Origin of the sequence: Collimonas sp., from assembly GCF_035566375.1 — a bacterium.
Classification (GTDB): domain Bacteria; phylum Pseudomonadota; class Gammaproteobacteria; order Burkholderiales; family Burkholderiaceae_D; genus Collimonas.
On record NZ_DATMRK010000007.1, the window covers coordinates 1 to 23,087 of the forward strand.

Here is a 23,087-nt window from a genome sequence, read left to right on the forward strand (position 1 = left end):
GATGGGCGTGCCGACCTTGACCCTGGCCGGCAATACCGTCGCCGGCCGTACCGGCGCGGCAATCCTGGCGCAGGTCGGGTTGCAGCAGTTTGTGGCACAGGACGCCGAGGAATTCGTCGGCAAGGGTTTGGCCTTGGCCAACGATCCGGCTTTGCTCGCCGATATCCGCGCAAGCTTGCGCGAGCGCTTCACCAACTCGCCCATCAGCCAGCCGGCGCGCATCGCCGACAGCCTCACAGCCGCCATGCGCACCATGTGGCGCCGCTGGTGCAACGATGAACCTGCCGCGACCATCCCGCCATCCCCGCAAGACCATCGCCGTTGTTTACCAAAGGCCAGCGCATGAACTGTCTGACAAAACCACCGCAGATTTATGTCACGCAGCCGCTGCTGCCGCCATTAGCCGAGTTCATGCCCTATCTGGAACAAATCTGGAGCAACAAGATCCTGACCAATTGCGGCCCGTTTCACAAGCAACTGGAGCAGGCCCTGTGCGACTACCTCGGTGTCAAGCATATTTCCTTGTTCGCCAACGGCACACTGGCGCTGATCACCGCCTTGCAGGCATTGCGCATCGGCGGCGAAGTCATCACCACTCCGTACTCCTTCGTGGCGACCGCGCATTCCCTGCTATGGAACGGTATCAAGCCGGTATTTGTCGACATCGATCCGGTAACGCTGAACCTGGATCCGGCAAAAATCGAGGCCGCAATTACCCCGCAAACCACCGCGATCATGCCGGTGCATTGCTATGGCAATCCGTGCGACGTCGAGCGCATCCAGAACATCGCCGACGTCTATGGCCTGAAAGTGGTCTACGATGCCGCCCATGCCTTTGGCGTGAAAACCAATGGCAACAGCACCCTCAATCACGGCGATCTGTCGGTACTGAGTTTCCATGCCACCAAGGTATTCAATACCTTTGAAGGCGGCGCTATCGTTTCCCAAGATGCAAAAACCAAGCAACGCGTGGATCACCTGAAAAATTTCGGCTTTGTCGACGAAGTGACCGTGGTGGCGCCAGGCATCAACGGCAAGATGAGCGAAATCAATGCCGCCTTCGGCATGCTGCAGCTCAAAGGCATCGATCAAGCCTTGCAACAGCGCCAGGCTATCGACCGGCGCTATCGGGCCGGCCTGGCCGGGGTGGAAGGTATTGGCTGCTTGCCGCTGGCAGAAAATTTACAGTCCAACCATGCGTATTTCCCGATCTTCGTCCAGAATCACTTTCCGCTCAGCCGCGATAATTTGTACAACAAGTTGAAGAATCACGACATTTACGCGCGCCGCTACTTCTATCCATTGATCACCGATTTTCCGATGTATCGCGGCCTGCCGTCTGCCGCGCATGAAAATCTGCCGGTCGCCAGGGAAGTGTCGGGCCAGGTAATCTGCCTGCCGATCTATCCGGCGCTGATGCCGGAGCAGGTCGATTTCATTGTTGAACTGATTGCCGGCGAGCGTGGCTGATGGGTAGTCTGAGTCTGGCACGTAGTCTGGCGCGCAGTCTGGTTATCATGCAGCCCTATTTTCTGCCCTATATCGGCTATTGGCAGCTGATGCGGGCGGCCGAGCGCTTCGTCATCTACGACGATGTCAACTACATCAAAAGCGGTTGGATCAATCGCAACCGGATCCTGATCAACCGCGCTCCCGCGTATTTCACACTGCCGCTGCAACAGGCGTCGTCGAACCGACGCATATGCGACATCGGCCTGCAGCCATCCGAGGTCTGGCGCGACAAGCTGGTCAAGACATTGGAACTGACTTATCGCCAGGCGCCCTGCTTCCCTGAGGTATTCCCGGTCCTTGCAGCGATCATCCGTCACCGCACAGACAGCCTGGGCGAATTCCTGGCGCACCAGCTCCAAACCCTGGCGGCCTTCATGGGGTTGGCGACCCAATTTATCCTGGCCAGCAAATGCCATCAGAAGGATAGCCTGGATGGCCAGGCGCGCGTCATCAACATTTGCCGGCGCGAGGGAGCGACCGTATACATCAATCCACAAGGCGGCCAGGGGCTGTATGACGCTTCAGCGTTTTACCAGCAAGGCATAGATCTGCGTTTCCTCGTCATGCAGCCGATCCCGTATCCACAGGCCTCCCGCGAGTTCTTGCCCTATCTGTCGATCGTCGATGCGCTGATGGCGGTCGGGCCGGTCGCCATCAAAACGCATCTTGACGCGTATCGGCTGATCCGGCCTGGGCTATTTAACGACATCGGTAATCTCCATCATGCGTAACATAAACTCAACCGCCTCAACCGGCGCAACCGCGATAGGCGGCTATCTCGAACTTGAATTGCCGCAAGCGGTCCACCGGCTGTATCCGGATGCCTTGAGATTCCAGTCGGCGCGCGCAGCATTTCATGCGCTGTTGCTGGTCGGGAAACCCAAACGTGTCTGGCTGCCAAAATACATTTGCAATGCGATGCCGGACGTGGTGCATGCGCTCGCCATCGAATGCAGTTTCTATGATCTCGATCCGCAGCTGGGCGTCGCGCCGTCAGTCGTCCTTGCCGACGGCGACTGGCTGCTGCATGTCAACTACTTCGGCATTTGCGGACGCCAGCAACAGGCGTTGTCGATACGGTTCAATCCCGCGCAATTGATATTCGATCATTCGCAAGCCTACTTTTCACCGCCCGGGCCCGGTCTGGCGACCATCTACTCGCCGCGAAAATTCTTTGGGATACCGGATGGCGGCCTGTTACTGACAACTTTACCGGTTGCCGAGCCTGAGCATCATGATGCGAATTCGCTGGCCCGTTGCGCGCATTTGCTGGCGCGGCTGTACTCGGTTCCCGAAGCCGGTTATGCCGCATTCCAACAGGCGGAACAAACGCTCGACGATAGCCGGCCGGCCGCCATGTCGCCCCTAACGCGCCGCCTGCTTGCCAGCATCGATGACGAAGTTGTAAGACTGCGCCGCAATGACAACTTTCAATTCCTGCACAGCCGCTTGCAGCATGTGAACCGCATGCAAATTGATCCGGCGGATGCAGACGGGCCATTGTGCTACCCACTCCTTTCTGCAATTCCCGACCTGCGCAAAGCCTTGCTTGCCGAACGTATTTTTGTTCCAACTTACTGGCCTGAAGCGGCAAGCGGAACGGCAGCCGACTCGCTGGAACGGGATATGGTCGAGAATTGCCTGCCGATTCCTTGCGATCAACGCTACGACCGGACGGCATTGAGCAGGGTCGCAGATACCCTGGCCCGCTTGCTGGGAGATCGATGATATGACGCCTTATTTCAGAGAGCTGAACCGGTCCGACCTGGCTGCCATCAACCGCTGGCGCAACAATGCCGAGATGGTGGCGCAATTAGGGACGGCCTTCCGATTCATCGGCATGGACAGCGACGAAAAATGGATGGAGCATTACCTTTCCTCCAGAAGCAACAACGTCAGGCTGGCGATTTGCGACGATGGCACCCGGCAACTGATCGGCGTGGTGTATTTGCTCAACATCGACTGGCTGCACCGCAATGCCGAATGCGCGATCTGGATTGGTGAAATCGAAGCGCAAGACCGGGGGCTTGGAAAACTGGCGATGCAGCGGCTGCTGAGTCATGCCTTTCACGATCTCAATCTGCACCGGATTTATCTCAGCGTTTTATCGAGCAACGTGCGCGCATTCAGCATGTATAAAAAAATCGGATTTAGCGAAGAAGGCAAGCTGCGCGACGCGCTATTCAAGAACGGCGGCTATGCTGACCTGATTCAAATGTCGATACTCTCGAACGAATACGGCGGACCGCAGTGAGCACGCTTATGAGTACACCTATGAGCACACCTATCAGCATTACGGATTTCCAGCAGCAAATCGCTGAAACGGGATTTGTCATATTCGGGCAAGCCGTTGCGCCCGGCATGATCGAGCGGCTGCGCGCCGAGATTCCACTGAAACAGGAAATCTGCCGGCACTGGCAACGCAAGAATGGCCTGGATAGCGGCATGGATGGCGCCGCTCATCATATCGCCGGCGGCGCGGACAGTCTGGATGATTTCTTGTCGGCCTTCTATCTGGATGAATACATACGCGCCTATTTCGATAGCGAATATATCCTCAATTCCTACGGCGCACTGAATAACCTGCCGCATTCGGCAAACGCCTACCAGCATGGACAGAATTTCCACCGGGACGTCAGGACCTATTCGAAGGATTTTCGGCTGATGCTCAACATGCTGGTCATGGTCGACGATTTCACGCTGGAAAACGGTGCGACAAAGCTGGTTCCAGGCAGCCATCAAGTCAAGGACAGGCCCGCCGAAGCTTACCTGGCTAGCAACTCGGCGCGCGCCATCGGCAAGGCCGGCAGCATTCTGCTGTTCGACTCCAATCTCTGGCATTCGGCGGCGCCGAACACAACATCCCAGCCGCGGATGGCGCTCACCCTGACCTTCACCCGGCCGTTCTTCAAGCAACAAATGGATTATCCGCGCATGTTGGGCGACGCCTACCCCAAGAATGACAAGCTGCGCCAGCTTTTAGGCTACAACGCTCGCGTGCCGAGCAACTACGACGAGTGGTATCAGCCACCGGAAAAACGCATGTACAAACCAGGCCAAGGCTAACGATGAAAAACAGCTCTATAGATTGCAGCAGAGATCACAATCAGGAATACCAGGATAACGACGCCAGGCAATATGCCTACGATTTCGACTATGTCGTGCGGCGCTACATGATGCGCACGCTGTCGCCCTTCTTTGCCAAAGGCAAGGCATTGGAATTAGGCTGCTTTGAAGGTGAAACCACCAAGCTGTACACCGAACATTTCGACGACCTGAGCGTGATTGAAGCCGCCGACAGTTTGATTGAAGTGGCCAAACGCAAAGTCGCGCCGACTGTCCGCTTCATTCATTCCACCATCGAAACCGCCGAACTGGAACCGATCTACGACGCCATTTTCCTGGTCCATACACTAGAGCACCTGGACCAGCCGGTCCAGGCGCTGGCGCGGATCCGCCAATGGCTGAGCCCGACCGGCCGGCTGTTTGTGGTGGTACCAAACGCTAACGCCGCCTCGCGCCAGATCGCCGTCAAAATGGGCTTGATCGACACCAATGCCGCAGTTACCGCCGGTGAACTGGCGCACGGCCATCGCTGCACCTACAGTCTGGATACGCTGGAACATGCGGTGCGGCAGGCAGGTTTGCAAATCCAAGCCAGAGGCGGCGTGTTCTTCAAGCCATTCGCCAATTTCCAGTTCGACCAGCTGCTGCAGCACAAGATCATCGATCAAGCTTATCTCGACGGTTGCTACGCGCTCGGCATGCAATACCCGGATCTGTCGGCCAGTATTTACATGGTATGCGGCCGCGATTGACAATGATGAATTCCGATAACCACGTCAAACCCATCCTGATTTTTCCAGCCGGCATGCCGCGTTCGCTGGAGTTTCTGCGCAAGGCGCTGGGCGAAGGCCGCAGCGTGATCGGCGCTTCGTCGCTGAGCTTGGACCCGTCGCAGGAAAAATATCCGGCATGGCTGAACTTGCCCGACATCACCGCGCCTGAGTTCGGTGAGAAGCTGGGACAGGCCATCACGCAATGCAATATCAGCGGCATTTACACCCCCAACCCGGTGGTCTGGGATTATCTGAATCGTACGCTGAAAGAGATTGCGCCTGGCGTCAGCCTGGTGAACGAATCGCCGGTCGACATGGAATTGAACGGCTATCGTTCAGCCATCCATCATGCCGGGAAATTGCTCGCAACGGCGTTGCCTCTGGCGTCAAATATCGCCGGAAAAAAACCGGTCGCACAGATCGAACTCGCCGCCTTGGTGCGGCATGCCGATGTCATTCCCGGCATGTGCGATCACGAGAAATTCCGCGTGCTATGCGAAATCGCAAGGCACAGCCCGCGCGGCGACATCGTCGAAATCGGCAGCTGGTGGGGCAAGTCCGCTTTCATTCTGGCGCGCCTGGCGCGACTGTACGATATCGGCAAGCTGCTATGCGTCGATCCCTGGTCCAACCAGCATCTGGTGCAGAACGACGAACAAGGCATGGTCGACACCGTCTCCGCGCAAGTCGACGCCGAAGAAGCCCTGGCCGTGTTCGAAATGAATCTGCTGCCGTACAGCGCCGATCATGTGAATTATCTGCGCCTGCCGTCGGTGGACGCCGCGCTCCAGTACAGGAGCCGGCGCCAGGCCAGCACCGCAACCTTCGGCACCACCGACTACAGCGGCAGTATCGCCATCTTGCATATCGACGGCAACCATAGCTACAGCGCCGCGCAGGCCGATATCGCCGCATGGAGCGGCTTAGTGGCGGCAGGCGGCTGGATTGTCGTCGACGATTATGTCTGGCCGTATGGCGATGGCCCGCAACGGGCCGGGGACGAATTCCTGGCGGAAAACCAGGAGAAAATCGACGTCGCCTTTGTCATGGGCAGCGCGCTGTTCATTCAGCTGTCTCCAGGCGGCGATTATTGATATGACGGCTGGCCGGGAACCAAGGCCGGGCCGTCATCGATTTACTCAATAATCCGCAACGAGTAATCCGTTGCCCGGACATCCTTGGTCAGGCTGCCGATCGAAATCCGGTCAACCCCGGTTTCAGCGATCGCCCGCACGGAAGCCATGTTGATGCCGCCGGAAGCTTCCAGCAGCGCCCGGCCGGCAGTCAGGCTGACGGCGTCGCGCATGGCGTCGAGGCTGAAGTTATCAAGCAGGATCGATTTTGCCCCTGCGCGCAATGCTTCATCCAGCTGCACCAGGCTTTCCACTTCGATCTGCACCGTGACGCCCGCGTCCAGCTTGTCTGCGGCCTGCATGGCTGCAGCAATGCCGCCGGCTGCAGCAATGTGATTTTCCTTGATCAGGATACCGTCGTACAAAGCCAGGCGCTGATTATGTCCGCCGCCCACGCGCACCGCGTATTTTTGCGCCAGCCGCAGGCCGGGCAGGGTTTTGCGGGTATCGAGAATATGCGCCTTGGTGTCGGCAATGGCGTTGACGTAAACACGCGTCGCGCTGGCAACGCCGGACAGCAATTGCAGGAAATTCAAGGCGGTGCGTTCTGCGGTCAACAGGGCCCTGGCGGGCGCATCGATGATACAAACCTGGCTGTCGGCGCTCATCAGATCGCCCTCGGCATAAGACCATTCGATACGAATCCGCGCATCCAGCTGCTGCATCACCGCTTCGAACCACGGCGCGCCGCACAGCACTGCCTGCTCACGCACGATCACGCGCGCCTTGACCATCTGCTGCTCGGGGACCAGCTTGCCGGTCAGATCGCCGCTGCCGACATCTTCGGCGATCGCGCTCCGGATATTGCCATCAAATGCCGTTTGCAACGCAGCGTCAAACGGCGCGAAACGGTTCTTTAGGTTACTAACTAAGTTGCCGGTGGAAGTACTCATGCGGGACCGATTCCTGAAAACAGTTTTTGTTCTTGCGCCAGATCGCTGGATGGGCGCACATTGGCTTTGCGTTGCGCCGCAAAGTCGAGCATGCGGTCGATACAGCCCACCGCCTTGCGGCCGATTTCAGCATCGACATGGATTTCATTGCTGCCGGATTCCAGCACGTCGGCCAGATTCTGCAAGCCATTCATCGCCATCCATGGGCAGTGCGCGCAGCTCTTGCAAGTGGCGCTGTTGCCGGCGGTCGGGGCGTCGATAAAACGTTTGCCCGGCGCCGCCATTCTCATCTTGTGCAAAATGCCGTTGTCGGTTGCAACGATGAATTCGTCGGCGTCCAGGGTCTGGGCGGCGGCGATCAGTTGCGTGGTGGAGCCAACCACGTCGGCTTGCGCCACCACAGCTTCCGGCGATTCCGGATGGACCAGGATCTTGGCGTGTGGATGCTGCTGGCGCAGCAATTCCAGCTCGACGCCCTTGAATTCGTCATGCACCAGGCAGGAACCCTGCCACAGCAACATGTCGGCGCCGGTCTTTTTCTGTATATAACCACCCAGATGCTTGTCCGGCGCCCACAGGATTTTTTTACCTTGCGCGTGCAGATGGGCGACGATGTCGAGGCCGATCGAGGAAGTCACCATCCAGTCGGCGCGGGCTTTGACGGCGGCGCTGGTGTTGGCGTACACCACCACGGTACGGTCCGGATGAGCATCGCAAAAGGCAGAGAACTGGTCCGCTGGGCATCCCAGATCGAGCGAACAGGTTGCATCCAGATCGGGCATCAGCACGCGTTTATGCGGGCTCAGGATTTTTGAGGTTTCGCCCATGAACTTGACGCCGGCAACCACCAGCGTCTTGGCCGGATGATCGCGGCCGAAGCGCGCCATTTCCAGCGAATCGGAGACGCAGCCGCCGGTTTCTTCTGCCAGGTCTTGTATATCGCCATCAACGTAATAATGCGCAACCAGCACTGCCTGCTGTTCTTTGAGCAAGCGTTTGATGCGCTCCTTGAGTGCGATTTTCTGGTCTGGCGTGGGGGTATCAGGGACGCGAGCCCAGGCATGGGCGGTGCAGCTGGATGCTGCGCTACTGCCTAGGTCCATTTGCGGCCGCTCGAATTCAACGGTTTTGATGGCGTGGGTTTGCATGGCTACGATGGATGAGAGGGTAATGAACTGCGGTTAGGTCACAATAATACGACAGAAGGCCGAATAACATATTTTGCCGCAGTTGGCACGCTTTAGCTGGAACGGAATTCTACCGCTATCCGTTACGCCGTGTCTTAACATTACCGTATTGCAAGCTGGAATGAACTCCCGTACTATGATTTAACAATTATCATACAAGACTGTCACCAAAAAATTGCCGGAGTGCATCTTCTGGCATTTTTTTGGATGCAATAAAGGAATACAGGGGCATCATGATCATTTTCGACAAGACCGAGCGCGGCCGTACAGAAATAGCAACACGCGGCCAAACCGTTGCGCCACGCTTGCGTACGCTGTTATTGCTGGTAGACGGCAAGACCGGCAACGATGAATTACTGAGGAAGGTAGCCGGCCTGGGTCTGGGCCAGGAGCATCTGGATGAGTTGCTGCAAGCCGGTCTGATCCAGGTCAGCGCCGATACCGGCAATAACGCAGGTCATACCGCCGCCGCTATCGAAACTGCGGTGGTGAAAGAGATCCCGCCACCTGCTCCGCCGCTGCCGATTGAACAGGTGTTGCCGCCGGGGCAAACCCAGTTTGAAGCGATTTACCATTTCTATAACAACACCATCAAGAGCATGATCGGCCTGCGCGGATACGGTTTGCAGCTGAAGGTCGAGCGCGCCAGCAGCGTCCAGGATTTCCGCGAACTGCGGCAGCAATATCTGGAAGCGGTGCTCAAGGCCAAGGGCGATGAAATCGCCCGCAGCCTGCGCGGCCGGCTGGATCAGTTGTTGTATCTGGGAGAGCGGCCGCCACCGTAAACTAGTGCAATCCGTACAGCGATAAAAAAAGCGTGGCAGATAAATTCTGCCACGCTTTTTTTACATCATGGCGCAGTGATTTCCGCGCCCGACGATTTGCATTTACTCGATGCCCTGGCTGCTCAGGTAATCCTCGTAAGAACCCTGGAAGTCCACCACTTCGTTTTCCTTGACTTCCAATACCCGGGTCGCCAGCGACGACACGAACTCGCGGTCGTGCGAGACGAAGATCAGGGTGCCGGCATACTTCTCCAGCGCGATGTTGAGCGACTCGATCGATTCCATATCCATATGGTTGGTTGGCTCATCCAGCAGCAGTACGTTATGGCGGCCCAGCATCAGCTTGCCATACATCATGCGGCCCTTTTCGCCACCGGACAATACCTTGACGGACTTCTTGACGTCGTCGCCGCTGAACAGCAAACGGCCCAGGCTGGAACGTACGGCCTGGTCGTCATCGCCTTCCTGCGTCCATTGGCCCATCCAGTCGGTGAGTGTTTTGTCGGTCGCAAAATCTTCGGTCGGATCTTGCGGCATGTAGCCGACATTGGCGTTCTCTGCCCATTTGACCAGACCGCTGTCGGCTTCCAGGCCAGCGATATCGCTGCCGCCTATGCTGCGCAACAGCGTGGTTTTACCGGCGCCGTTGGCGCCGATGATGGCGATTTTTTCGCCGGCTTCAACCATGATGCTGAAATTCTTGAAAATCGGCCGATCGTAAGTCTTGCTGATGCCCTGCACTTCGACTGCCAGCCGATGCAGTTTTTTCTCGCCGTCAAAACGCACGAAGGGATTGGCGCGGCTGGATGGCTTGACGTCCTCGACCTTGATTTTTTCGATTTGCTTGGCGCGCGAAGTAGCCTGGCGTGCCTTTGATTTGTTGGCCGAGAAGCGGCGCACGAAATCCTGCAATTCAGCGACTTTGTCCTTGGCCTTGGCATTCACCGACAACTGCTGCGCACGCGCTTGCGACGACGCCAGCATGTAGTCATCGTAATTGCCGGGGTAAACCTTCAGGGTGCCGTAGTCCATGTCGGCCATGTGAGTACACACCTGGTTCAGGAAATGGCGATCATGGGAAATGATGATCATGGTCGAGTTGCGCTGGTTCAGCACATCTTCCAGCCAACGAATGGTATTGATATCGAGGTTGTTGGTCGGTTCGTCGAGCAGCAGGATATCCGGATTCGAAAACAACGCCTGCGCCAGCAATACGCGCAGCTTCCAGCCTGGCGCGACATTGCTCATCGGGCCTTGATGCTGTTCGATCGAGACGCCTACCCCCAACAGCAACTCACCAGCACGCGCTTCGGCGGTATAGCCGTCGTATTCGGCAAACCTGGCTTCCAGGTCGGCCGCCTTCATGTAGTCGTCGTCGGTGGCTTCGGGATTGGCGTAGATCGCATCGCGCTCGGCCATCGCTGCCCACATTTCGGTGTGCCCCATCATCACGACGTCGAGCACGCGCATTTCTTCAAACGCAAACTGATCCTGACGCAATTTACCCAAGCGTTCGTTCTGATCGAGCATCACGTTGCCGGCCGACGACTCCAAGTCGCCACCCAGGATCTTCATGAACGTGGATTTGCCGCAGCCGTTGGCGCCGATCAAGCCATAGCGATTGCCATCGCCGAATTTGACAGAAATGTTTTCAAACAGCGGCTTGGGGCCGAACTGCATCGTGATATTTGCGGTGGACAACATCTTAGCTTTGGTCTTTTCTTAATTGAATCATGGGGTTAGATAGTGGCGGCATTATACAGTATCCGCATTTGTGCACTGCATGAAGCGATGTAAAACCGTCGTCTGCAGCCGCTATTTCCACGAATTCAGCTCAATCTTCCGTTTTCCGCCTGACCGCCGCCTGACTTGGTTTGATCAGCAACTACCAGCGACGCCGCCAAACGCCCGACTTCCGCCAGCGTTGCATTGCGCGTGGCCTCCGCTGCCTTGGTCTCGGTCAGATAGCTGACAACCAATAGCGGTGCGCGGCCTGGCGGGAACAACACGCCGATATCGTTAGTAGAGCCGTAAGCGCCCGAGCCCGTCTTGTCCGCCACGCGCCAGCCGGCTGGCAACAATGCACGCAAACGCTTGTCGCCGGTCGTATTGCCGAGCAGCCAGTTTTTCAGCTGCTCTCGCGAGCTAGTGGACAAGGCCGTTCCCAACACCAGCTGGCGCATGGTGGCCAGCATCGCATTCGGCGAGGTGGTGTCGCGCGGATCGCCAGGGGTGGCGTGGTTGAGCTCCGGCTCGATGCGGTCGAGCCGGGTCACTTTATCGCCAAGGGAGCGCAGGTAGGCGGTCAACTGAGGCGGGCCGCCAAAGCTGTGCAGCAACAAATTGGCTGCAGTATTGTCGCTGAGGGTGAGGGCCGCTTCGCACAGTTCTGCCACCGCCATACCGCTGCCGCCGACATGTTTCTCGGTGGCCGGCGAATACGAGACCAGATCGGCAGTCTCGAAGCGGATCCGCCGAGTCAGTTGTTCCTGGCCCTGGTCCACACGCTTCAGCGTGAATGCCGCTGCCAGCAACTTGAAGGTGCTGCACATGGGAAACCGTTCATCGCCCCGATATGCATGGGCCTGTCCGCTATGGGTGTCGAGGATGGCAACACCGAGGCGGCCGCCGCTTTTAGCTTCTATCTCACGCAGTTGCCGGGCAATCGGGTCTGCCAGCGGCTTGCCGGCCTTAGCAGCCGAGGCCCAGGATTTCTGTGTGTAGCCGCTTAAGACTAACGCTCCGAGAGCGGCTCCCAGGCTTCCGGCAAACTGACGTCGTTTCATGTTTTCCCTCTTAGATGTATGAACAGGCAGCAACGATAACGCCGCCAGGATTATCTCTCAAGCTACAATATCCAAGGCAAGCCATAAGAAAAACTAGGCCAAATGAAGAAACCAATGGAGAAACAACGTGCACCTTCCCCTCAATTCATTACGCGCTTTCGAAGTCTCGGCACGCTTCCTGAGTTTTACCCGCGCCGCCTCCGAGTTGAATGTCACGCAAGCGGCGATCAGCCAACAGGTGAAGAATCTTGAGGAAAGGATGGGGGTGCAGCTATTCCGCAGACTGCCGCGCGGGTTGGCGCTGACCGACGAAGGCATCGCCCTGCTGCCGGTGCTGGCAGAATCGTTCGGCCGCATTGGCGCGGTTCTACAGCAATTCGGCGACGGCAGACGCTTGCGTGAGGTGCTGACCGTGGGCGCGGTCGGCACGTTTGCCGTTGGCTGGCTGATCCCGCGCCTGCGCGATTTCCAGCAAGCCCACCCGTTCGTCGATTTCCGCTTGTTCACCAACAATAACCGGGTCGATATCGCCGGCGAGGGGCTGGATTATGCGATCCGCTTCGGCGACGGCGCCTGGCATGCGACAGAAGCTGAAGCGTTGCTGGCGGCGCCGCTGTCACCGATGTGCTCGCCGGCAGTCGCATCGTTTCTGCGCGATCCAGCCGACCTCGCTGGGCAAGTATTGCTGCGCTCCTACCGCACCGACGAATGGGCTGCCTGGTTCACCGCAGCGGCGCTGCCCTGCCCCTTGCTCAGAGGCACCGTGTTCGATTCCTCGCTCACCATGGCCGAAGCCGCGGCACAAGGCGCCGGCGTAGCACTGCTGCCAACCCGCATGTTCGCCCGCGAGCTGCAACACGGCCGCCTGACGCGCCCGTTCGACATCGAGATCGCCGGCGGCAGCTACTGGCTGACCCGCCTCAAATCCAAACAAGTCACGCCCGCGATGCAAGCCTTTAGAGCATGGCTGCTCGATGCCACCAACTAAATTGGGGTCAGAGTCGAATTAATCGGATGACATGCATTACCCGCCAGCAGCAGTGCGAACGGGCTTTCTAGCCGGCAGATAGGAGATATCAGGACGCCAGGATGAGCGGGTTCTGAATAGTCAGTTGAAAGCCGTTTGCATCAGAGCGCAATTGCGCTTGTGCACCCACTTGCAGGGTTACCTTGTCGCGGATATGACCGAACGGCAAGCCGGTCAGTATCGGTACCGGCACGTGAGCTCGCAGATAAGCCAGCATGGCATCGAAGCCATAACCGTTGTCATACTCGGCCAGGCGATAATTGGAGAAATCACCCAATACAATCGCCTGCTGCCGCCCCAAAATACCGGCATATTGCAATTGCAGCATCATGCGTTCGATGCGATATGGATGCTCGCCGATATCTTCAAGGAACAAGATGCCGTCTTCGATTTGCGGCAAATAGGAGCTGCCGATCAGATGGTTCAGCATCGCCAGATTCCCGCCCCATAAGGTGCCGCTGACATTGACGACTGGATTGTCAGGCGCGCTGATTTGCAGCACCTGCTCCGGCTGTCGCAAACACTGCCAAAAATGCGACATCGTATATTCGCTCAGCTCGGCTTCACCGAAATCGCCGCACAGCATAGGCCCGGCAACACTCGTCGCTCCGGTCTGCGCCAACAGGGCCAGATGCAGCGCGGTGACGTCGCTGTGGCCGACGAATATTTTCTTGCTGGCAGCCAGGCGGCGCAAATCCAGCAGCGGCAATAAACGCGACATACCGTAGCTGCCGCGTATGGCCAGTACGATCTGCACCTGGGGATTATCGATCGCCGCGTAAATCTGTTCTACCCGGGCGGCGTCGGTGCCGCCGAAACGCAGGTATTTGGCGGCCGGATCATAGTAGTCATAGACCACGCAGCCCTGGCTTTGCAGTGCCAGAATGCCGCGCGCCAGCGCTGCTTCGTCGGGGGCGTAACCGCCGGGCGCAATCAGCGCCACACCGACGGATTTTTTTGAAGGCAGTTGGGAGATTTCAGTCACGATTGTTTTTGTTGAGCTTGCCGGCGTTCGGCGAAAAATTCTTTGAGTAGTGTGCCACATTCCTCAGCCAGCACGCCAGCCGTCACCTCGGTGTGGTGATTCAATTTTTCCTGCTCAAACAGATTGAGCACCGAGCCGCAAGCGCCGGTCTTGGGATCGCTGGCGCCGTATATCACGCGTGTGAGCCGTGCGTGCATCATGGCGCCGGCGCACATCGCGCACGGCTCCAGGGTTACGTACATTTCGCAACCGGGCAGACGATAATTACCGAGGATGGTGGCAGCTGCGCGCAGCGCCATGATTTCCGCATGCGCGGTGGGATCGTGATTGCCGATCGGCTGATTGAAACCGGTGGCGATGATCTGTCCGTCTTTCACTACCAGCGCGCCTACCGGCACCTCTCCCAAGGCCCAGGCATTGCGGGCCTGGGAAATGGCTTGCTGCATATAAATCGCATCACGCATAGGCACTCAACGACTCAACGGTCTTCTGAAATCTCGGCCCAGCAATTGGGCGTTTCATGCAATACCAGTTTTTGCAGATGCAGACCGGTGCCGTAGTGATCCTTGTAAGCCGCCTTGAGGATATCGAAAGCGGTGCGCGCCAGGTTCTCGACTGTCGGGATACGGTCGATGATGACGGTCTTGTGATCTGGCAGCGTCGCCAGGAAATCGCGTACTGCCGCGTCTTTTTCGTAGACCAGGAAAGCGTGATCCCAGACATCCACCAGATGCTGTTTTGCCAAGGTCTTGATGTCAGAGAAATCCATGATCATGCCGTTATCGGAGCTGCCCTCGACTTCAATCACCGCACCGACCAGAGTAATTTCCAGAGTGTAGCGATGGCCGTGCAGATTGCGGCACTGGCTCTTGTGATCGGGAATCCGGTGTCCGGCATCGAATTCCAGTTTGCGGGTGATGGTAAGCATAGCTAATCTTTTCTTTATAAATTCAGGGAATCTGCAGCAACTTGTGGGTCTGCAGGCTCAGTTTCCATTTCGGATTGCGCTTGCAAGTCTCAATCGCCAGCGCCAGATTGTGCGCCAGTTGCGGGCCATCCATGGCTTGTACGTAGAAATGTTCGAAATCAAGCGATTCATATGCCGCAAGCGATTGGCCGACTTGCGGAATCACCACTTTCAACTCATTGCCCTTGCGCAGCTTCAACACCGAACCCATCTTTGGACTGACGCAGATCCAGTCTATGCCTGGCGGCGGCAGCAGCGTGCCGTTGGTTTCGATGGCGATTTCAAAACCGGCCGCGTGCATGCTGTCTATTAGTGCCGCATCCAGCTGCAGCAACGGTTCGCCGCCGGTGAACACCACGAATTTGCTGGCGGCGTAGGTCTCAGGCCAGAGCGCATTGATGGTGTTGGCCAACGATTCACTATCCTTGAATTTACCGCCGCCTTCGCCGTCGGTGCCGACAAAATCGGTATCGCAGAACTGGCAAACCGCTGTACTGCGGTCTTCTTCGCGACCGCTCCACAGATTGCAGCCGCTGAAACGGCAAAACACCGCCGGGCGGCCGGCATGGGTGCCTTCGCCTTGCAGTGTGTAGAAAATTTCCTTGATGCTGTAGGTCACGGTGCTTCTCGCATATTCTCATCAGTTGGGAACGGAGGAAATCGTCGCAATGCTGGCTTGGCGACGCTTAAACGCTGTCCCGTAACGGGTAATTCTTACTCAGTTGTTTCTCGTTTGATTCTAGTTTGCTTTTCGTTTGATCCTCGCCTCTGGAAATCCGCATGGATATCTGGCTTAGCACAATCAATACTCGCAGTTTCCCGTCATTTTTACTATCAAAAACGACGGCATTTACTGGTGTGGGAGATAGGTCGATTTGCGGGAAAACCGCATTTCTGTTTCAAATATTTATGAGCAGATGGCGAACTAACCCGCTATTTTAGCGTAGAAAGGTGGTTTCCGCGATCCACAGGCAATATCCGATCGGCAAGAGCGCAGTACTTTCTGGCAATTTTCCAGTGCGTGGGCGGCACTGGTCGGTTGTCGCTGGACCCGGCATCAGGTTGAAAGTCAGGATAGGAGCGGCCACCGCGCCAGCTGTATGTGGCGGGTCTCACCAAGCAGGCTGCGTACCAGAACAAACTCATTCACTGTCCAGCGGATAGGTGCAATCGCCCGTAGCGGAAGCTGGTAATTGTTATACAACAAAGTCAGGTGAGGCGTGTAGTGTGAACGCGCGCTTCTTAAGCCGTTTCGTTGCAGCGCCACACCAAGAGTCTGCTGAAACGCCGACAGCGCAGCGACACCGTCGTCGCCTAGCAAGACCAAAGGGTAGTTGCGCCGCCTGCCGCGAAAACTCCCCGTGCGGTCAAACACAACATCGAACGGCGCCGCCCTGACACTTGCCGCCGCCGTCTTCGCCGCAGCGACGATGTCTTGCGGCAGCCCCAGATAATCGCCCAGGAAATTTAAGGTGACATGCAGGCGGCCTCTCGCAATCGACTTGCCTTTCAACGCATACTCATCACACAGGAGCCCCGTCTGCCGTACGATGGCTGCGGCCGCATCCGCAGTCGGGATGATCGCGAAAAACAGGCGGTCGGTTGCGTGTAGTGCGGTTTCGAAACCCGGCAAAGAAAATTGTTCAGGCATAGGGCAAATGCGCGGATGAAGCGGACGCCTTCAAATGAAATCCAGGATTTCAGGACTATATCGCCATCACGAAAGAATTGCTGCAGCACCGTCAGTTTTTTTGATGCGGGTCTTTTTAGCACGGAGGAAACCATAGACTGCGCCACCGCCGACAAGCGATCCGATGAACTGGTAAGCCGCGATCCCGTAGCCCAAGTAGCCGACTTCGCCAGTATCTGCCAGCCAGCTCCCAATCTTGTAATGGGCCGATGTCAGGTCAGCGTTGATGTATTGCCAGAACGGGATGAAGTCGGCCACCCGCCGCCCATCATCGAGAATCTGCGTCATGTAGGAAAGGTAATAGATGGCGAACTGCGCAGAGCCCGCGATAACGACCATTTGGACCAGCAGGATCGCCGTCGGAGGTTTATTGAAGTACAAGGAACCGAAGTAATAACCCGAGGCGGCAACCAAGCCAACGCAGATTGCCCCGATAGGTATGACGACCCAGGCGGAAGATGTAAATGTAAAGAAATTTAAGCCGATCGCTTGATAGAACGTGAAAAAATTTCGGCCGGTCATTTTTTCTACCGCGACATTCGCAACGACGACGAGCACAGTGGTGGCCAGGCCGCAGAGAGCGATCTTGAGCGAATCCGCAAAACTTTTCATTATTTTCCCCTGGGATGGCGGCTTTGCTCTGGCAGAAATAAGCGAAGCTGCTCTTCAATAATAACTCATTAGTTTCCATAAAGCATTAATCCAGGGGCGTGAAACGCGCGCCTGGCCCGCTATCGGCTTTAGGAGGGGGATCAACAAAATGCCTCTACTCCTGCGAAAGCTCTTCCCGAGCGGCCAATGGACAAAATGTAGCACCGGATATTTCCGGGTCTTTTGCTTTGCAATCGAATAATTAGGTATTCAGCAGAAAACAAAAAAGCCCGCATTTACGCGGGCTTTCGGGCATTTCTTTACTCTTGAGTACTAGCGAGCTAGGCCCCAAATCATTCCCACTCAATCGTCGCCGGCGGCTTCCCGGAAATATCGTACACCACGCGATTGATACCGCGCACTTCGTTAATGATGCGGTTCGATACCCGTCCCAGCAACTCGTGCGGCAGATGGGCCCAATGCGCAGTCATGAAATCCTGTGTCTGTACCGCACGCAAAGCAACCACATATTCGTAGGTGCGGCCATCGCCCATCACACCAACCGATTTGACCGGCAGGAAGACAGCAAAGGCCTGGCTGGTCTTGTCGTACCAGGATTCGTCTTCGTCGTCCTTGGTGTTGCGCAATTCTTCGATGAAGATGGCGTCGGCGCGGCGCAGCAGGTCGGCGAATTCCTTTTTGACTTCGCCCAGAATCCGCACACCCAAACCCGGGCCGGGGAATGGATGGCGATACACCATCGCATGCGGCAAACCGAGCGCGACGCCTAGTTTGCGCACTTCGTCCTTGAACAGTTCGCGCAGCGGCTCCAGCAATTGCAAGTTCAGGGTTTCCGGCAAGCCGCCGACGTTGTGGTGGCTCTTGATGGTATGCGCGGCGTTCTTGCCTTTGCCGGCACTTTCGATCACGTCCGGATATATCGTCCCTTGCGCCAGCCACTTTGCATTCTTCAGCTTGGCCGATTCGACCTGGAATACTTCAACGAATTCACGGCCGATGATCTTGCGTTTTGCTTCCGGATCCGTGACGCCGGCCAGATGGCCCATGAACTGCGCCGTGGCGTCGACATGGATCACCTTGACGCCGAGATTCTTGGCAAACATCTCCATCACCATCGTGCCTTCGTCGAGGCGCAACAGGCCGTGGTCGACGAATACGCAAGTCAGCTGGTCACCGATTGCGCGATGGATCAAGGCCGCTGCAACACTGCTGTCGACGCCGCCGGACAAGCCCAGGATCACTTCATCGCTGCCGACTTGCTGGCGGATCGACTCCACCGCCTCAGCGATGTAATCCGGCATATTCCAGTCCGGTTTGCAGCCGCAGATATCGACCACAAAACGCGTCAGGATAGCTTCGCCCTGCACCGTGTGGGTGACTTCCGGATGGAACTGCACCGCGTAGAATTTACGCTCTTCGTCGGCCATGCCGGCAATCGGGCAATTAGGCGTGGAGGCCATCAGCTTGAAGCCTGGCGGCATGTCATTGACCTTATCGCCATGGCTCATCCATACCTTCAGCATGGCATGCGAATCAGGTGTCACGAAATCGCTGATATCTTTCAGCAGCGCCGTATGGCCGCGTGCACGCACTTCGGCGTAACCGAATTCACGCACCTTGCCCATCTCGACCTTGCCGCCCAATTGCTCAGCCATGGTTTGCATGCCGTAGCAGATGCCGAATACCGGTACGCCCAGCTCGAACACTGCCTGCGGCGCGCGTGGGGTATCACCGTCGGTAACGCTATTCGGGCCGCCCGACAGAATCACGCCGGAAGCACCGTAGTTACGCACGAATTCGTCGGATACGTCGTAGGGATAAACCTCGGAAAACACACCTGCTTCGCGCACGCGGCGTGCGATCAGTTGGGTAACCTGGGAGCCGAAATCGAGGATGAGGATTTTTGAGTGCATGGTGGAGGCCTGGTAGCTGATTTAGCAAAAAAAGAGAATCTTTTATAGGACTTACGCAAAACTGTGCCGGCAAGGCACGACGACGAAGACAGTACGGCGTACGGCTAGGAGGAGTAACGCCGCTGGGGCAGTTTTACGTAAGTCCTATTTAAACTGCACGCGCCACCTGCGGCATAGTCGCAGGTGGCGCGTTCATGTGACAGGATCAAGATCGCCGCTATCAATCGGTACGATAGTTTGGCGCTTCCTTGGTAATCTGCACATCATGGACATGCGATTCGCGCATGCCGGCTGAAGTGATTTCGACAAACTCGGCTTTTTCGCGCAGTTCGTCGATCGTCGCACAACCGCAATAGCCCATGGAAGAACGTACGCCGCCGACCAGCTGATACAAGATGGTCAACACGCTGCCTTTGTAAGGAACCCGGCCTTCAATGCCTTCCGGCACGAACTTGTCGGCCTTGTTGGCAGAATCCTGGAAGTAGCGATCGGCCGAACCGTCCGACATCGCACCCAGGCTGCCCATGCCGCGATACGATTTGTAGCTGCGGCCCTGGAACAGGATCACTTCGCCCGGCGCTTCTTCAGTACCGGCGAACATGCTGCCCATCATCACAGTCGAGGCGCCGGCGGCCAAGGCCTTGGCGATGTCACCTGAGAAACGAATGCCGCCGTCGGCGATACAGGGAATCCCTGTGCCCTTGAGCGCTTGTGCGACATTGGAGATAGCGGAAATCTGCGGCACGCCGACACCAGCCACAATCCGCGTCGTGCAGATAGAGCCAGGACCGATGCCGACCTTGACGCCATCGGCGCCATGATCCGCCAGCGCCTTGGCGGCAGCCGCGGTAGCGATATTGCCGCCGATGACTTCAACCTGCGGGAAATTCTGCTTGACCCATTTGACGCGATCCAGCACGCCCTTGGAGTGACCGTGCGCGGTGTCGACCACGATGACGTCGACGCCGGCTTTCACCAACAACTCGATGCGTTCTTCGTTATCGGCGCCAACGCCGACTGCCGCACCAACCCGCAATTTGCCCTGGCTATCCTTGGAAGCCAGCGGGTGCGAAGTCGATTTCTGGATATCCTTGACCGTGATCAGGCCGCGCAACTCAAATGCGTCGTTGACCACCATCACGCGTTCCAGACGATGTTTGTTCATCAGGCGCTTGGCTTCCGACAAATCGGCGCCGTCCTTGACGTACACCAGTTTCTCGCGCGGCGTCATCTTGGCGCTGACTTCTGCCTCCAGCTCTTCTTCAAAGCGCAGATCGCGGTTGGTGATAATGCCGACCAGGCGATTGCCGTCGACCACCGGGAAACCGCTGATGCCGTGCAATTCCGATAATGCAATCACTTCACGGATACGCATGTTCGGCGGAATCGTGATCGGATCACGCACCACGCCGGATTCGAAACGCTTGACCTTAGACACTTCGCGCGCTTGTTCCTGCGCGGTGAGGTTCTTATGGATAATGCCGATACCGCCCTCTTGCGCCATGGCGATCGCCAGCCGCGCTTCAGTCACGGTATCCATTGCCGCCGACAACAACGGAATGTTGATATCGATATTGCGGGTCAGGCGTGTTTTGAGGGTGGTGTCTTTGGGGAGGACGTCCGAATAAGCGGGGACTAACAGCACGTCATCGAACGTGAGTGCTTTTTGAAGTAGACGCATAGTTTTTCCTATAGGCGCAAAAGCGAATTATACAGAAATCCGGGCAAGTCGCCTAACACTGCACAATTTTACGCAGCAACAAGGAAAATATTTCCACATGGCACCATCGATTGATTGACACGACTGCTTAAACATGGCGAAATCTGCGCTCTGCCAATCTACTTCTACCGTCTCAAGGAACAGTAATGAATGCACCCCGCCTGAAACAGGTTTTCTCCGCCGCCGCGGCTCTGGTCTTGCTCAGCCTGGCGACTTCGGCTCTGGCGCAATTCGTGTGGCTGGACGACAAAGGCGTAAAACAATATTCAGACATGCCGCCGCCGCCCTCTGTACCGAACAAGCGCATCCTGAAAACACCGGGTCAAAGCCTGCCGCGCAACGCCGGCGCAGAAGATAGCGGCTCTGTTGCCGACAGCAAGCCGGAGGCAAAAGCGCCACCAACCGTCGCCGAACAAGACGCTGCATATCAAAAGCGCAAGGCTGAACAGGCAGAGAAGAACAAGAAAGCCGAACAAGAGGCCAAGCTGGCCTCCAACAAGGCAGAAAATTGCGTCCGCGCCCGCGCCAACCAGCGTGCGCTGGATTCTGGAGCACGGATTTCCGAGACCGACGCTAACGGCCAACGCTCATACATAAGCGATCAACAGCGGGCACAGCAAACCGCCCAAAACCGCGAGGCATTGAACGACTGCCAATAAAAAGAAAATAATCAGGAAATCGCAACAGCCCGCCACTCAGCGGGCTTTTTTATCGGCAGCCTTTGCGCTACGCTTATCAGCGCGTTTACGGCGCGATTCCATCGGATCGGCAATCAACGGACGATAAATTTCAATCCGGTCCTGATCGCGCAACACCGTATCCAGCGTCTTCAGTTTGCCAAAGATACCGACCCGCCAGCAGCTGAGATCGATTTCGCGTATCTCTTCCAGCAAGCCGCTGCGTTTGATCCCGTCATGCAGCAAGGTTCCAACCGGTACCGACAGCTGTCTTAAGGCTTGCACTTCAGGAGTGACATAACAAACTTGTATGCGGATCGTTCTTTCGGTGGCGGCAACGGCGCTGTCGTCCTTGGTCATTGCTTTATCAGTCATGATGACCGTACACCGCGTCGGCGCGTTTGCAGAAGGAATCGACGAAACTGTTGGCAATCATGCTGAACACCGGCCCGATCAGTTTTTCCAGGATCCGGCTCGAGAATTCATAGTGCAAATCGAATTCGATTTTGCAGGCGTCGGCCCGCAGCGCCTTGAAACTCCAGTTGCCGTCGAGATGCTTGAACGGCCCTTCGACCAGGCGCATCTGCATCGCAGTCGGCGGCGTGTTGCTGTTTTCAGTAGTGAACGCTTGCTTGATACCGTGGTAATGTATGTTGAGTGTCGCCACCAACTTGCCCTCCTCGCGTTCGCGGACATCAACGCCGCCGCACCACGGCAGGAATTGCGGGTAATCTTCGACCCGATCCACCAGCGCAAACATCTGTTCAGCGCTATATCCCAAAAGAACCGTTTTATGCACTACTGCCATTGAATATCAACCGTTTGATAGAATCACAACTTGAAATTTTAACCGACCTGCGCGATTTTCCTAATACATGAGCATTATTGATAACAAAAAAGTCTTCCACGACTACTTCATCGAAGAGCGTTTTGAAGCGGGCATGGAGTTGCACGGCTGGGAAGTCAAGGCTATCCGGGCCGGACGCGCCAATCTGAAAGAATCCTACGTCATCGTCCGCAATGGCGAAATCTACCTGTTTGGCGCGCATATCAGCGCCCTCCTCAGCGCATCCAGCCACGTCCATCCGGAAGCGGTGCGGACCCGCAAGCTGCTGCTGCACGCCGAGGAAATCAAGAAACTGATCATCAAGGTCGAACGCTCCGGTTATACGCTGGTGCCGATCAATCTGCACTACCTGCGCGGCCGCATCAAATGTGAAATCGGCCTGGCAAAGGGCAAAAAGCAGCATGACAAACGCGACACCGAGCGCCAACGCGACGGCGAGCGTGAAGTCCAGGCTGCGATGAAACAACACCGGCGTTAGACCGAACTCAATACCGAGCGCAATAAAAAAGCGGCC

General features: G+C 56.8%; 26 protein-coding genes. 12 read left to right on the forward strand and 14 right to left on the reverse strand.

Going from position 1 to position 23,087, the window contains the following annotated elements:
- The 8 genes from VNZ60_RS00990 to VNZ60_RS01025 form a co-directional block, all read left to right on the forward strand.
- A partial coding sequence (locus VNZ60_RS00990; RefSeq protein WP_473964748.1) for an O-linked N-acetylglucosamine transferase family protein occupies positions 1-346 on the forward strand: 346 nt, incomplete at its 5' end.
- A complete protein-coding gene (vioA, locus tag VNZ60_RS00995) occupies positions 343-1,470 on the forward strand; it encodes a dTDP-4-amino-4,6-dideoxy-D-glucose aminotransferase VioA (RefSeq protein WP_325656306.1) in 1,128 nt (375 codons plus the stop codon). The genes VNZ60_RS00990 and vioA, both read left to right, overlap by 4 nt.
- Before the next feature lie 47 nt (positions 1,471-1,517).
- The gene (locus VNZ60_RS01000; protein WP_325656308.1) at positions 1,518-2,243 is read left to right on the forward strand and encodes a WbqC family protein; all 726 of its coding nucleotides are present in this window, start codon (positions 1,518-1,520) and stop codon (positions 2,241-2,243) included.
- The gene (locus tag VNZ60_RS01005; protein ID WP_325656309.1) at positions 2,236-3,240 is read left to right on the forward strand and encodes a hypothetical protein; all 1,005 of its coding nucleotides are present in this window, start codon (positions 2,236-2,238) and stop codon (positions 3,238-3,240) included. The genes VNZ60_RS01000 and VNZ60_RS01005 overlap by 8 nt, the downstream gene beginning before the upstream one ends.
- Before the next feature lies 1 nt (position 3,241).
- Complete coding sequence (locus VNZ60_RS01010; RefSeq protein WP_325656311.1) at positions 3,242-3,766, forward strand: GNAT family N-acetyltransferase; 525 nt, start codon at positions 3,242-3,244, stop codon at positions 3,764-3,766.
- 20 nt (positions 3,767-3,786) lie between these two features.
- Positions 3,787-4,578: a phytanoyl-CoA dioxygenase family protein gene (locus VNZ60_RS01015; RefSeq protein WP_325656313.1), complete on the forward strand. Its 792-nt coding sequence runs from the start codon at positions 3,787-3,789 to the stop codon at positions 4,576-4,578.
- A 2-nt stretch (positions 4,579-4,580) separates the two neighbouring features.
- Positions 4,581-5,330: a class I SAM-dependent methyltransferase gene (locus VNZ60_RS01020; RefSeq protein ID WP_325656315.1), complete on the forward strand. Its 750-nt coding sequence runs from the start codon at positions 4,581-4,583 to the stop codon at positions 5,328-5,330.
- A 2-nt stretch (positions 5,331-5,332) separates the two neighbouring features.
- Positions 5,333-6,445 (forward strand): class I SAM-dependent methyltransferase, encoded by a 1,113-nt coding sequence (locus VNZ60_RS01025; protein ID WP_325656317.1) that lies wholly within the window; start codon positions 5,333-5,335, stop codon positions 6,443-6,445.
- Between the two features lie 41 nt (positions 6,446-6,486).
- On the opposite strand, the gene nadC is transcribed toward VNZ60_RS01025, so the two are convergent.
- Both nadC and nadA read right to left on the reverse strand, forming a co-directional pair.
- Entirely contained in the window at positions 6,487-7,377 is an 891-nt protein-coding gene (gene nadC / locus VNZ60_RS01030) for a carboxylating nicotinate-nucleotide diphosphorylase (RefSeq protein WP_325656319.1), read from the reverse strand.
- Entirely contained in the window at positions 7,374-8,525 is a 1,152-nt protein-coding gene (nadA, locus tag VNZ60_RS01035; RefSeq protein ID WP_325656321.1) for a quinolinate synthase NadA, read from the reverse strand. The genes nadC and nadA overlap by 4 nt, the downstream gene beginning before the upstream one ends.
- A 272-nt stretch (positions 8,526-8,797) precedes the next feature.
- Between nadA and VNZ60_RS01040 the strand changes: the two genes are divergently transcribed.
- Positions 8,798-9,349, forward strand: coding sequence for a hypothetical protein (locus tag VNZ60_RS01040; RefSeq protein WP_325656322.1), 552 nt, complete (start codon positions 8,798-8,800; stop codon positions 9,347-9,349).
- Positions 9,350-9,451: 102 nt separating this feature from the next.
- On the opposite strand, the gene VNZ60_RS01045 is transcribed toward VNZ60_RS01040, so the two are convergent.
- Together VNZ60_RS01045 and bla are read right to left on the reverse strand one after the other, a co-directional pair.
- Entirely contained in the window at positions 9,452-11,053 is a 1,602-nt protein-coding gene (locus tag VNZ60_RS01045) for an ABC-F family ATPase (RefSeq protein WP_325656324.1), read from the reverse strand.
- A gap of 125 nt (positions 11,054-11,178) precedes the next feature.
- Entirely contained in the window at positions 11,179-12,135 is a 957-nt protein-coding gene (gene bla / locus VNZ60_RS01050) for a class A beta-lactamase (protein WP_325656326.1), read from the reverse strand.
- A gap of 127 nt (positions 12,136-12,262) precedes the next feature.
- Between bla and VNZ60_RS01055 the strand changes: the two genes are divergently transcribed.
- Positions 12,263-13,123 carry a LysR family transcriptional regulator gene (locus tag VNZ60_RS01055; protein ID WP_325656327.1) on the forward strand — a complete coding sequence of 287 codons (861 nt, stop codon included), beginning with the start codon at positions 12,263-12,265 and terminating at the stop codon, positions 13,121-13,123.
- Positions 13,124-13,211: 88 nt separating this feature from the next.
- Here the strand turns inward: VNZ60_RS01055 and ldcA are convergent, their stop codons facing one another.
- The 8 genes from ldcA to guaB all read right to left on the reverse strand — a co-directional run bounded on the left by ldcA (position 13,212) and on the right by guaB (position 21,010).
- Positions 13,212-14,147 (reverse strand): muramoyltetrapeptide carboxypeptidase, encoded by a 936-nt coding sequence (ldcA, locus tag VNZ60_RS01060; protein ID WP_325656329.1) that lies wholly within the window; start codon positions 14,145-14,147, stop codon positions 13,212-13,214.
- Positions 14,144-14,611: a tRNA adenosine(34) deaminase TadA gene (gene tadA, locus VNZ60_RS01065; protein ID WP_325656331.1), complete on the reverse strand. Its 468-nt coding sequence runs from the start codon at positions 14,609-14,611 to the stop codon at positions 14,144-14,146. The genes ldcA and tadA overlap by 4 nt, the downstream gene beginning before the upstream one ends.
- A gap of 14 nt (positions 14,612-14,625) precedes the next feature.
- Positions 14,626-15,075, reverse strand: a complete 450-nt coding sequence (gene queD / locus VNZ60_RS01070) for a 6-carboxytetrahydropterin synthase QueD (RefSeq protein WP_325656333.1) — start codon at positions 15,073-15,075, stop codon at positions 14,626-14,628.
- A gap of 22 nt (positions 15,076-15,097) precedes the next feature.
- Entirely contained in the window at positions 15,098-15,733 is a 636-nt protein-coding gene (queE, locus tag VNZ60_RS01075; protein ID WP_325656335.1) for a 7-carboxy-7-deazaguanine synthase, read from the reverse strand.
- A gap of 450 nt (positions 15,734-16,183) precedes the next feature.
- Positions 16,184-16,765 carry an RNA 2',3'-cyclic phosphodiesterase gene (gene thpR / locus VNZ60_RS01080; protein ID WP_325656337.1) on the reverse strand — a complete coding sequence of 194 codons (582 nt, stop codon included), beginning with the start codon at positions 16,763-16,765 and terminating at the stop codon, positions 16,184-16,186.
- A 66-nt stretch (positions 16,766-16,831) separates the two neighbouring features.
- Positions 16,832-17,416, reverse strand: coding sequence for a hypothetical protein (locus tag VNZ60_RS01085; protein ID WP_325656339.1), 585 nt, complete (start codon positions 17,414-17,416; stop codon positions 16,832-16,834).
- Between the two features lie 332 nt (positions 17,417-17,748).
- Positions 17,749-19,329, reverse strand: a complete 1,581-nt coding sequence (gene guaA, locus VNZ60_RS01090; RefSeq protein ID WP_325656340.1) for a glutamine-hydrolyzing GMP synthase — start codon at positions 19,327-19,329, stop codon at positions 17,749-17,751.
- Between the two features lie 220 nt (positions 19,330-19,549).
- Positions 19,550-21,010 carry an IMP dehydrogenase gene (gene guaB / locus VNZ60_RS01095; protein WP_325656341.1) on the reverse strand — a complete coding sequence of 487 codons (1,461 nt, stop codon included), beginning with the start codon at positions 21,008-21,010 and terminating at the stop codon, positions 19,550-19,552.
- Positions 21,011-21,195: 185 nt separating this feature from the next.
- On the opposite strand from guaB, the gene VNZ60_RS01100 reads away from it, so the two are divergent.
- Positions 21,196-21,708 carry a DUF4124 domain-containing protein gene (locus VNZ60_RS01100; protein WP_325656342.1) on the forward strand — a complete coding sequence of 171 codons (513 nt, stop codon included), beginning with the start codon at positions 21,196-21,198 and terminating at the stop codon, positions 21,706-21,708.
- Positions 21,709-21,744: 36 nt separating this feature from the next.
- On the opposite strand, the gene VNZ60_RS01105 is transcribed toward VNZ60_RS01100, so the two are convergent.
- Positions 21,745-22,101, reverse strand: a complete 357-nt coding sequence (locus VNZ60_RS01105) for an RnfH family protein (RefSeq protein WP_325656343.1) — start codon at positions 22,099-22,101, stop codon at positions 21,745-21,747.
- The gene (locus tag VNZ60_RS01110) at positions 22,094-22,534 is read right to left on the reverse strand and encodes a type II toxin-antitoxin system RatA family toxin (RefSeq protein WP_325656344.1); all 441 of its coding nucleotides are present in this window, start codon (positions 22,532-22,534) and stop codon (positions 22,094-22,096) included. Before VNZ60_RS01110 ends, VNZ60_RS01105 begins: the two co-directional genes overlap by 8 nt.
- Before the next feature lie 67 nt (positions 22,535-22,601).
- Between VNZ60_RS01110 and smpB the strand changes: the two genes are divergently transcribed.
- Positions 22,602-23,051: an SsrA-binding protein SmpB gene (gene smpB, locus VNZ60_RS01115; RefSeq protein WP_061942239.1), complete on the forward strand. Its 450-nt coding sequence runs from the start codon at positions 22,602-22,604 to the stop codon at positions 23,049-23,051.
- The last annotated feature ends 36 nt before the right edge of the window (positions 23,052-23,087 follow it).

Bases quoted from the DNA above. Each gene is read 5' to 3' on its own strand.
- vioA (WP_325656306.1), top strand. From the start codon at position 343: ATGAACTGTCTGACAAAACCACCGCAGATTTATGTCACGCAGCCGCTG.
- VNZ60_RS01000 (WP_325656308.1), top strand. From the start codon at position 1,518: ATGCAGCCCTATTTTCTGCCCTATATCGGCTATTGGCAGCTGATGCGG.
- VNZ60_RS01005 (WP_325656309.1), top strand. From the start codon at position 2,236: ATGCGTAACATAAACTCAACCGCCTCAACCGGCGCAACCGCGATAGGC.
- VNZ60_RS01010 (WP_325656311.1), top strand. From the start codon at position 3,242: ATGACGCCTTATTTCAGAGAGCTGAACCGGTCCGACCTGGCTGCCATC.
- VNZ60_RS01015 (WP_325656313.1), top strand. From the start codon at position 3,787: ATGAGCACACCTATCAGCATTACGGATTTCCAGCAGCAAATCGCTGAA.
- VNZ60_RS01020 (WP_325656315.1), top strand. From the start codon at position 4,581: ATGAAAAACAGCTCTATAGATTGCAGCAGAGATCACAATCAGGAATAC.
- VNZ60_RS01025 (WP_325656317.1), top strand. From the start codon at position 5,333: ATGATGAATTCCGATAACCACGTCAAACCCATCCTGATTTTTCCAGCC.
- nadC (WP_325656319.1), bottom strand. From the start codon at position 7,377: ATGAGTACTTCCACCGGCAACTTAGTTAGTAACCTAAAGAACCGTTTC.
- nadA (WP_325656321.1), bottom strand. From the start codon at position 8,525: ATGCAAACCCACGCCATCAAAACCGTTGAATTCGAGCGGCCGCAAATG.
- VNZ60_RS01040 (WP_325656322.1), top strand. From the start codon at position 8,798: ATGATCATTTTCGACAAGACCGAGCGCGGCCGTACAGAAATAGCAACA.
- VNZ60_RS01045 (WP_325656324.1), bottom strand. From the start codon at position 11,053: ATGTTGTCCACCGCAAATATCACGATGCAGTTCGGCCCCAAGCCGCTG.
- bla (WP_325656326.1), bottom strand. From the start codon at position 12,135: ATGAAACGACGTCAGTTTGCCGGAAGCCTGGGAGCCGCTCTCGGAGCG.
- tadA (WP_325656331.1), bottom strand. From the start codon at position 14,611: ATGCGTGATGCGATTTATATGCAGCAAGCCATTTCCCAGGCCCGCAAT.
- queD (WP_325656333.1), bottom strand. From the start codon at position 15,075: ATGCTTACCATCACCCGCAAACTGGAATTCGATGCCGGACACCGGATT.
- thpR (WP_325656337.1), bottom strand. From the start codon at position 16,765: ATGCCTGAACAATTTTCTTTGCCGGGTTTCGAAACCGCACTACACGCA.
- VNZ60_RS01085 (WP_325656339.1), bottom strand. From the start codon at position 17,416: ATGAAAAGTTTTGCGGATTCGCTCAAGATCGCTCTCTGCGGCCTGGCC.
- guaA (WP_325656340.1), bottom strand. From the start codon at position 19,329: ATGCACTCAAAAATCCTCATCCTCGATTTCGGCTCCCAGGTTACCCAA.
- guaB (WP_325656341.1), bottom strand. From the start codon at position 21,010: ATGCGTCTACTTCAAAAAGCACTCACGTTCGATGACGTGCTGTTAGTC.
- VNZ60_RS01100 (WP_325656342.1), top strand. From the start codon at position 21,196: ATGAATGCACCCCGCCTGAAACAGGTTTTCTCCGCCGCCGCGGCTCTG.
- VNZ60_RS01105 (WP_325656343.1), bottom strand. From the start codon at position 22,101: ATGACTGATAAAGCAATGACCAAGGACGACAGCGCCGTTGCCGCCACC.
- VNZ60_RS01110 (WP_325656344.1), bottom strand. From the start codon at position 22,534: ATGGCAGTAGTGCATAAAACGGTTCTTTTGGGATATAGCGCTGAACAG.
- smpB (WP_061942239.1), top strand. From the start codon at position 22,602: ATGAGCATTATTGATAACAAAAAAGTCTTCCACGACTACTTCATCGAA.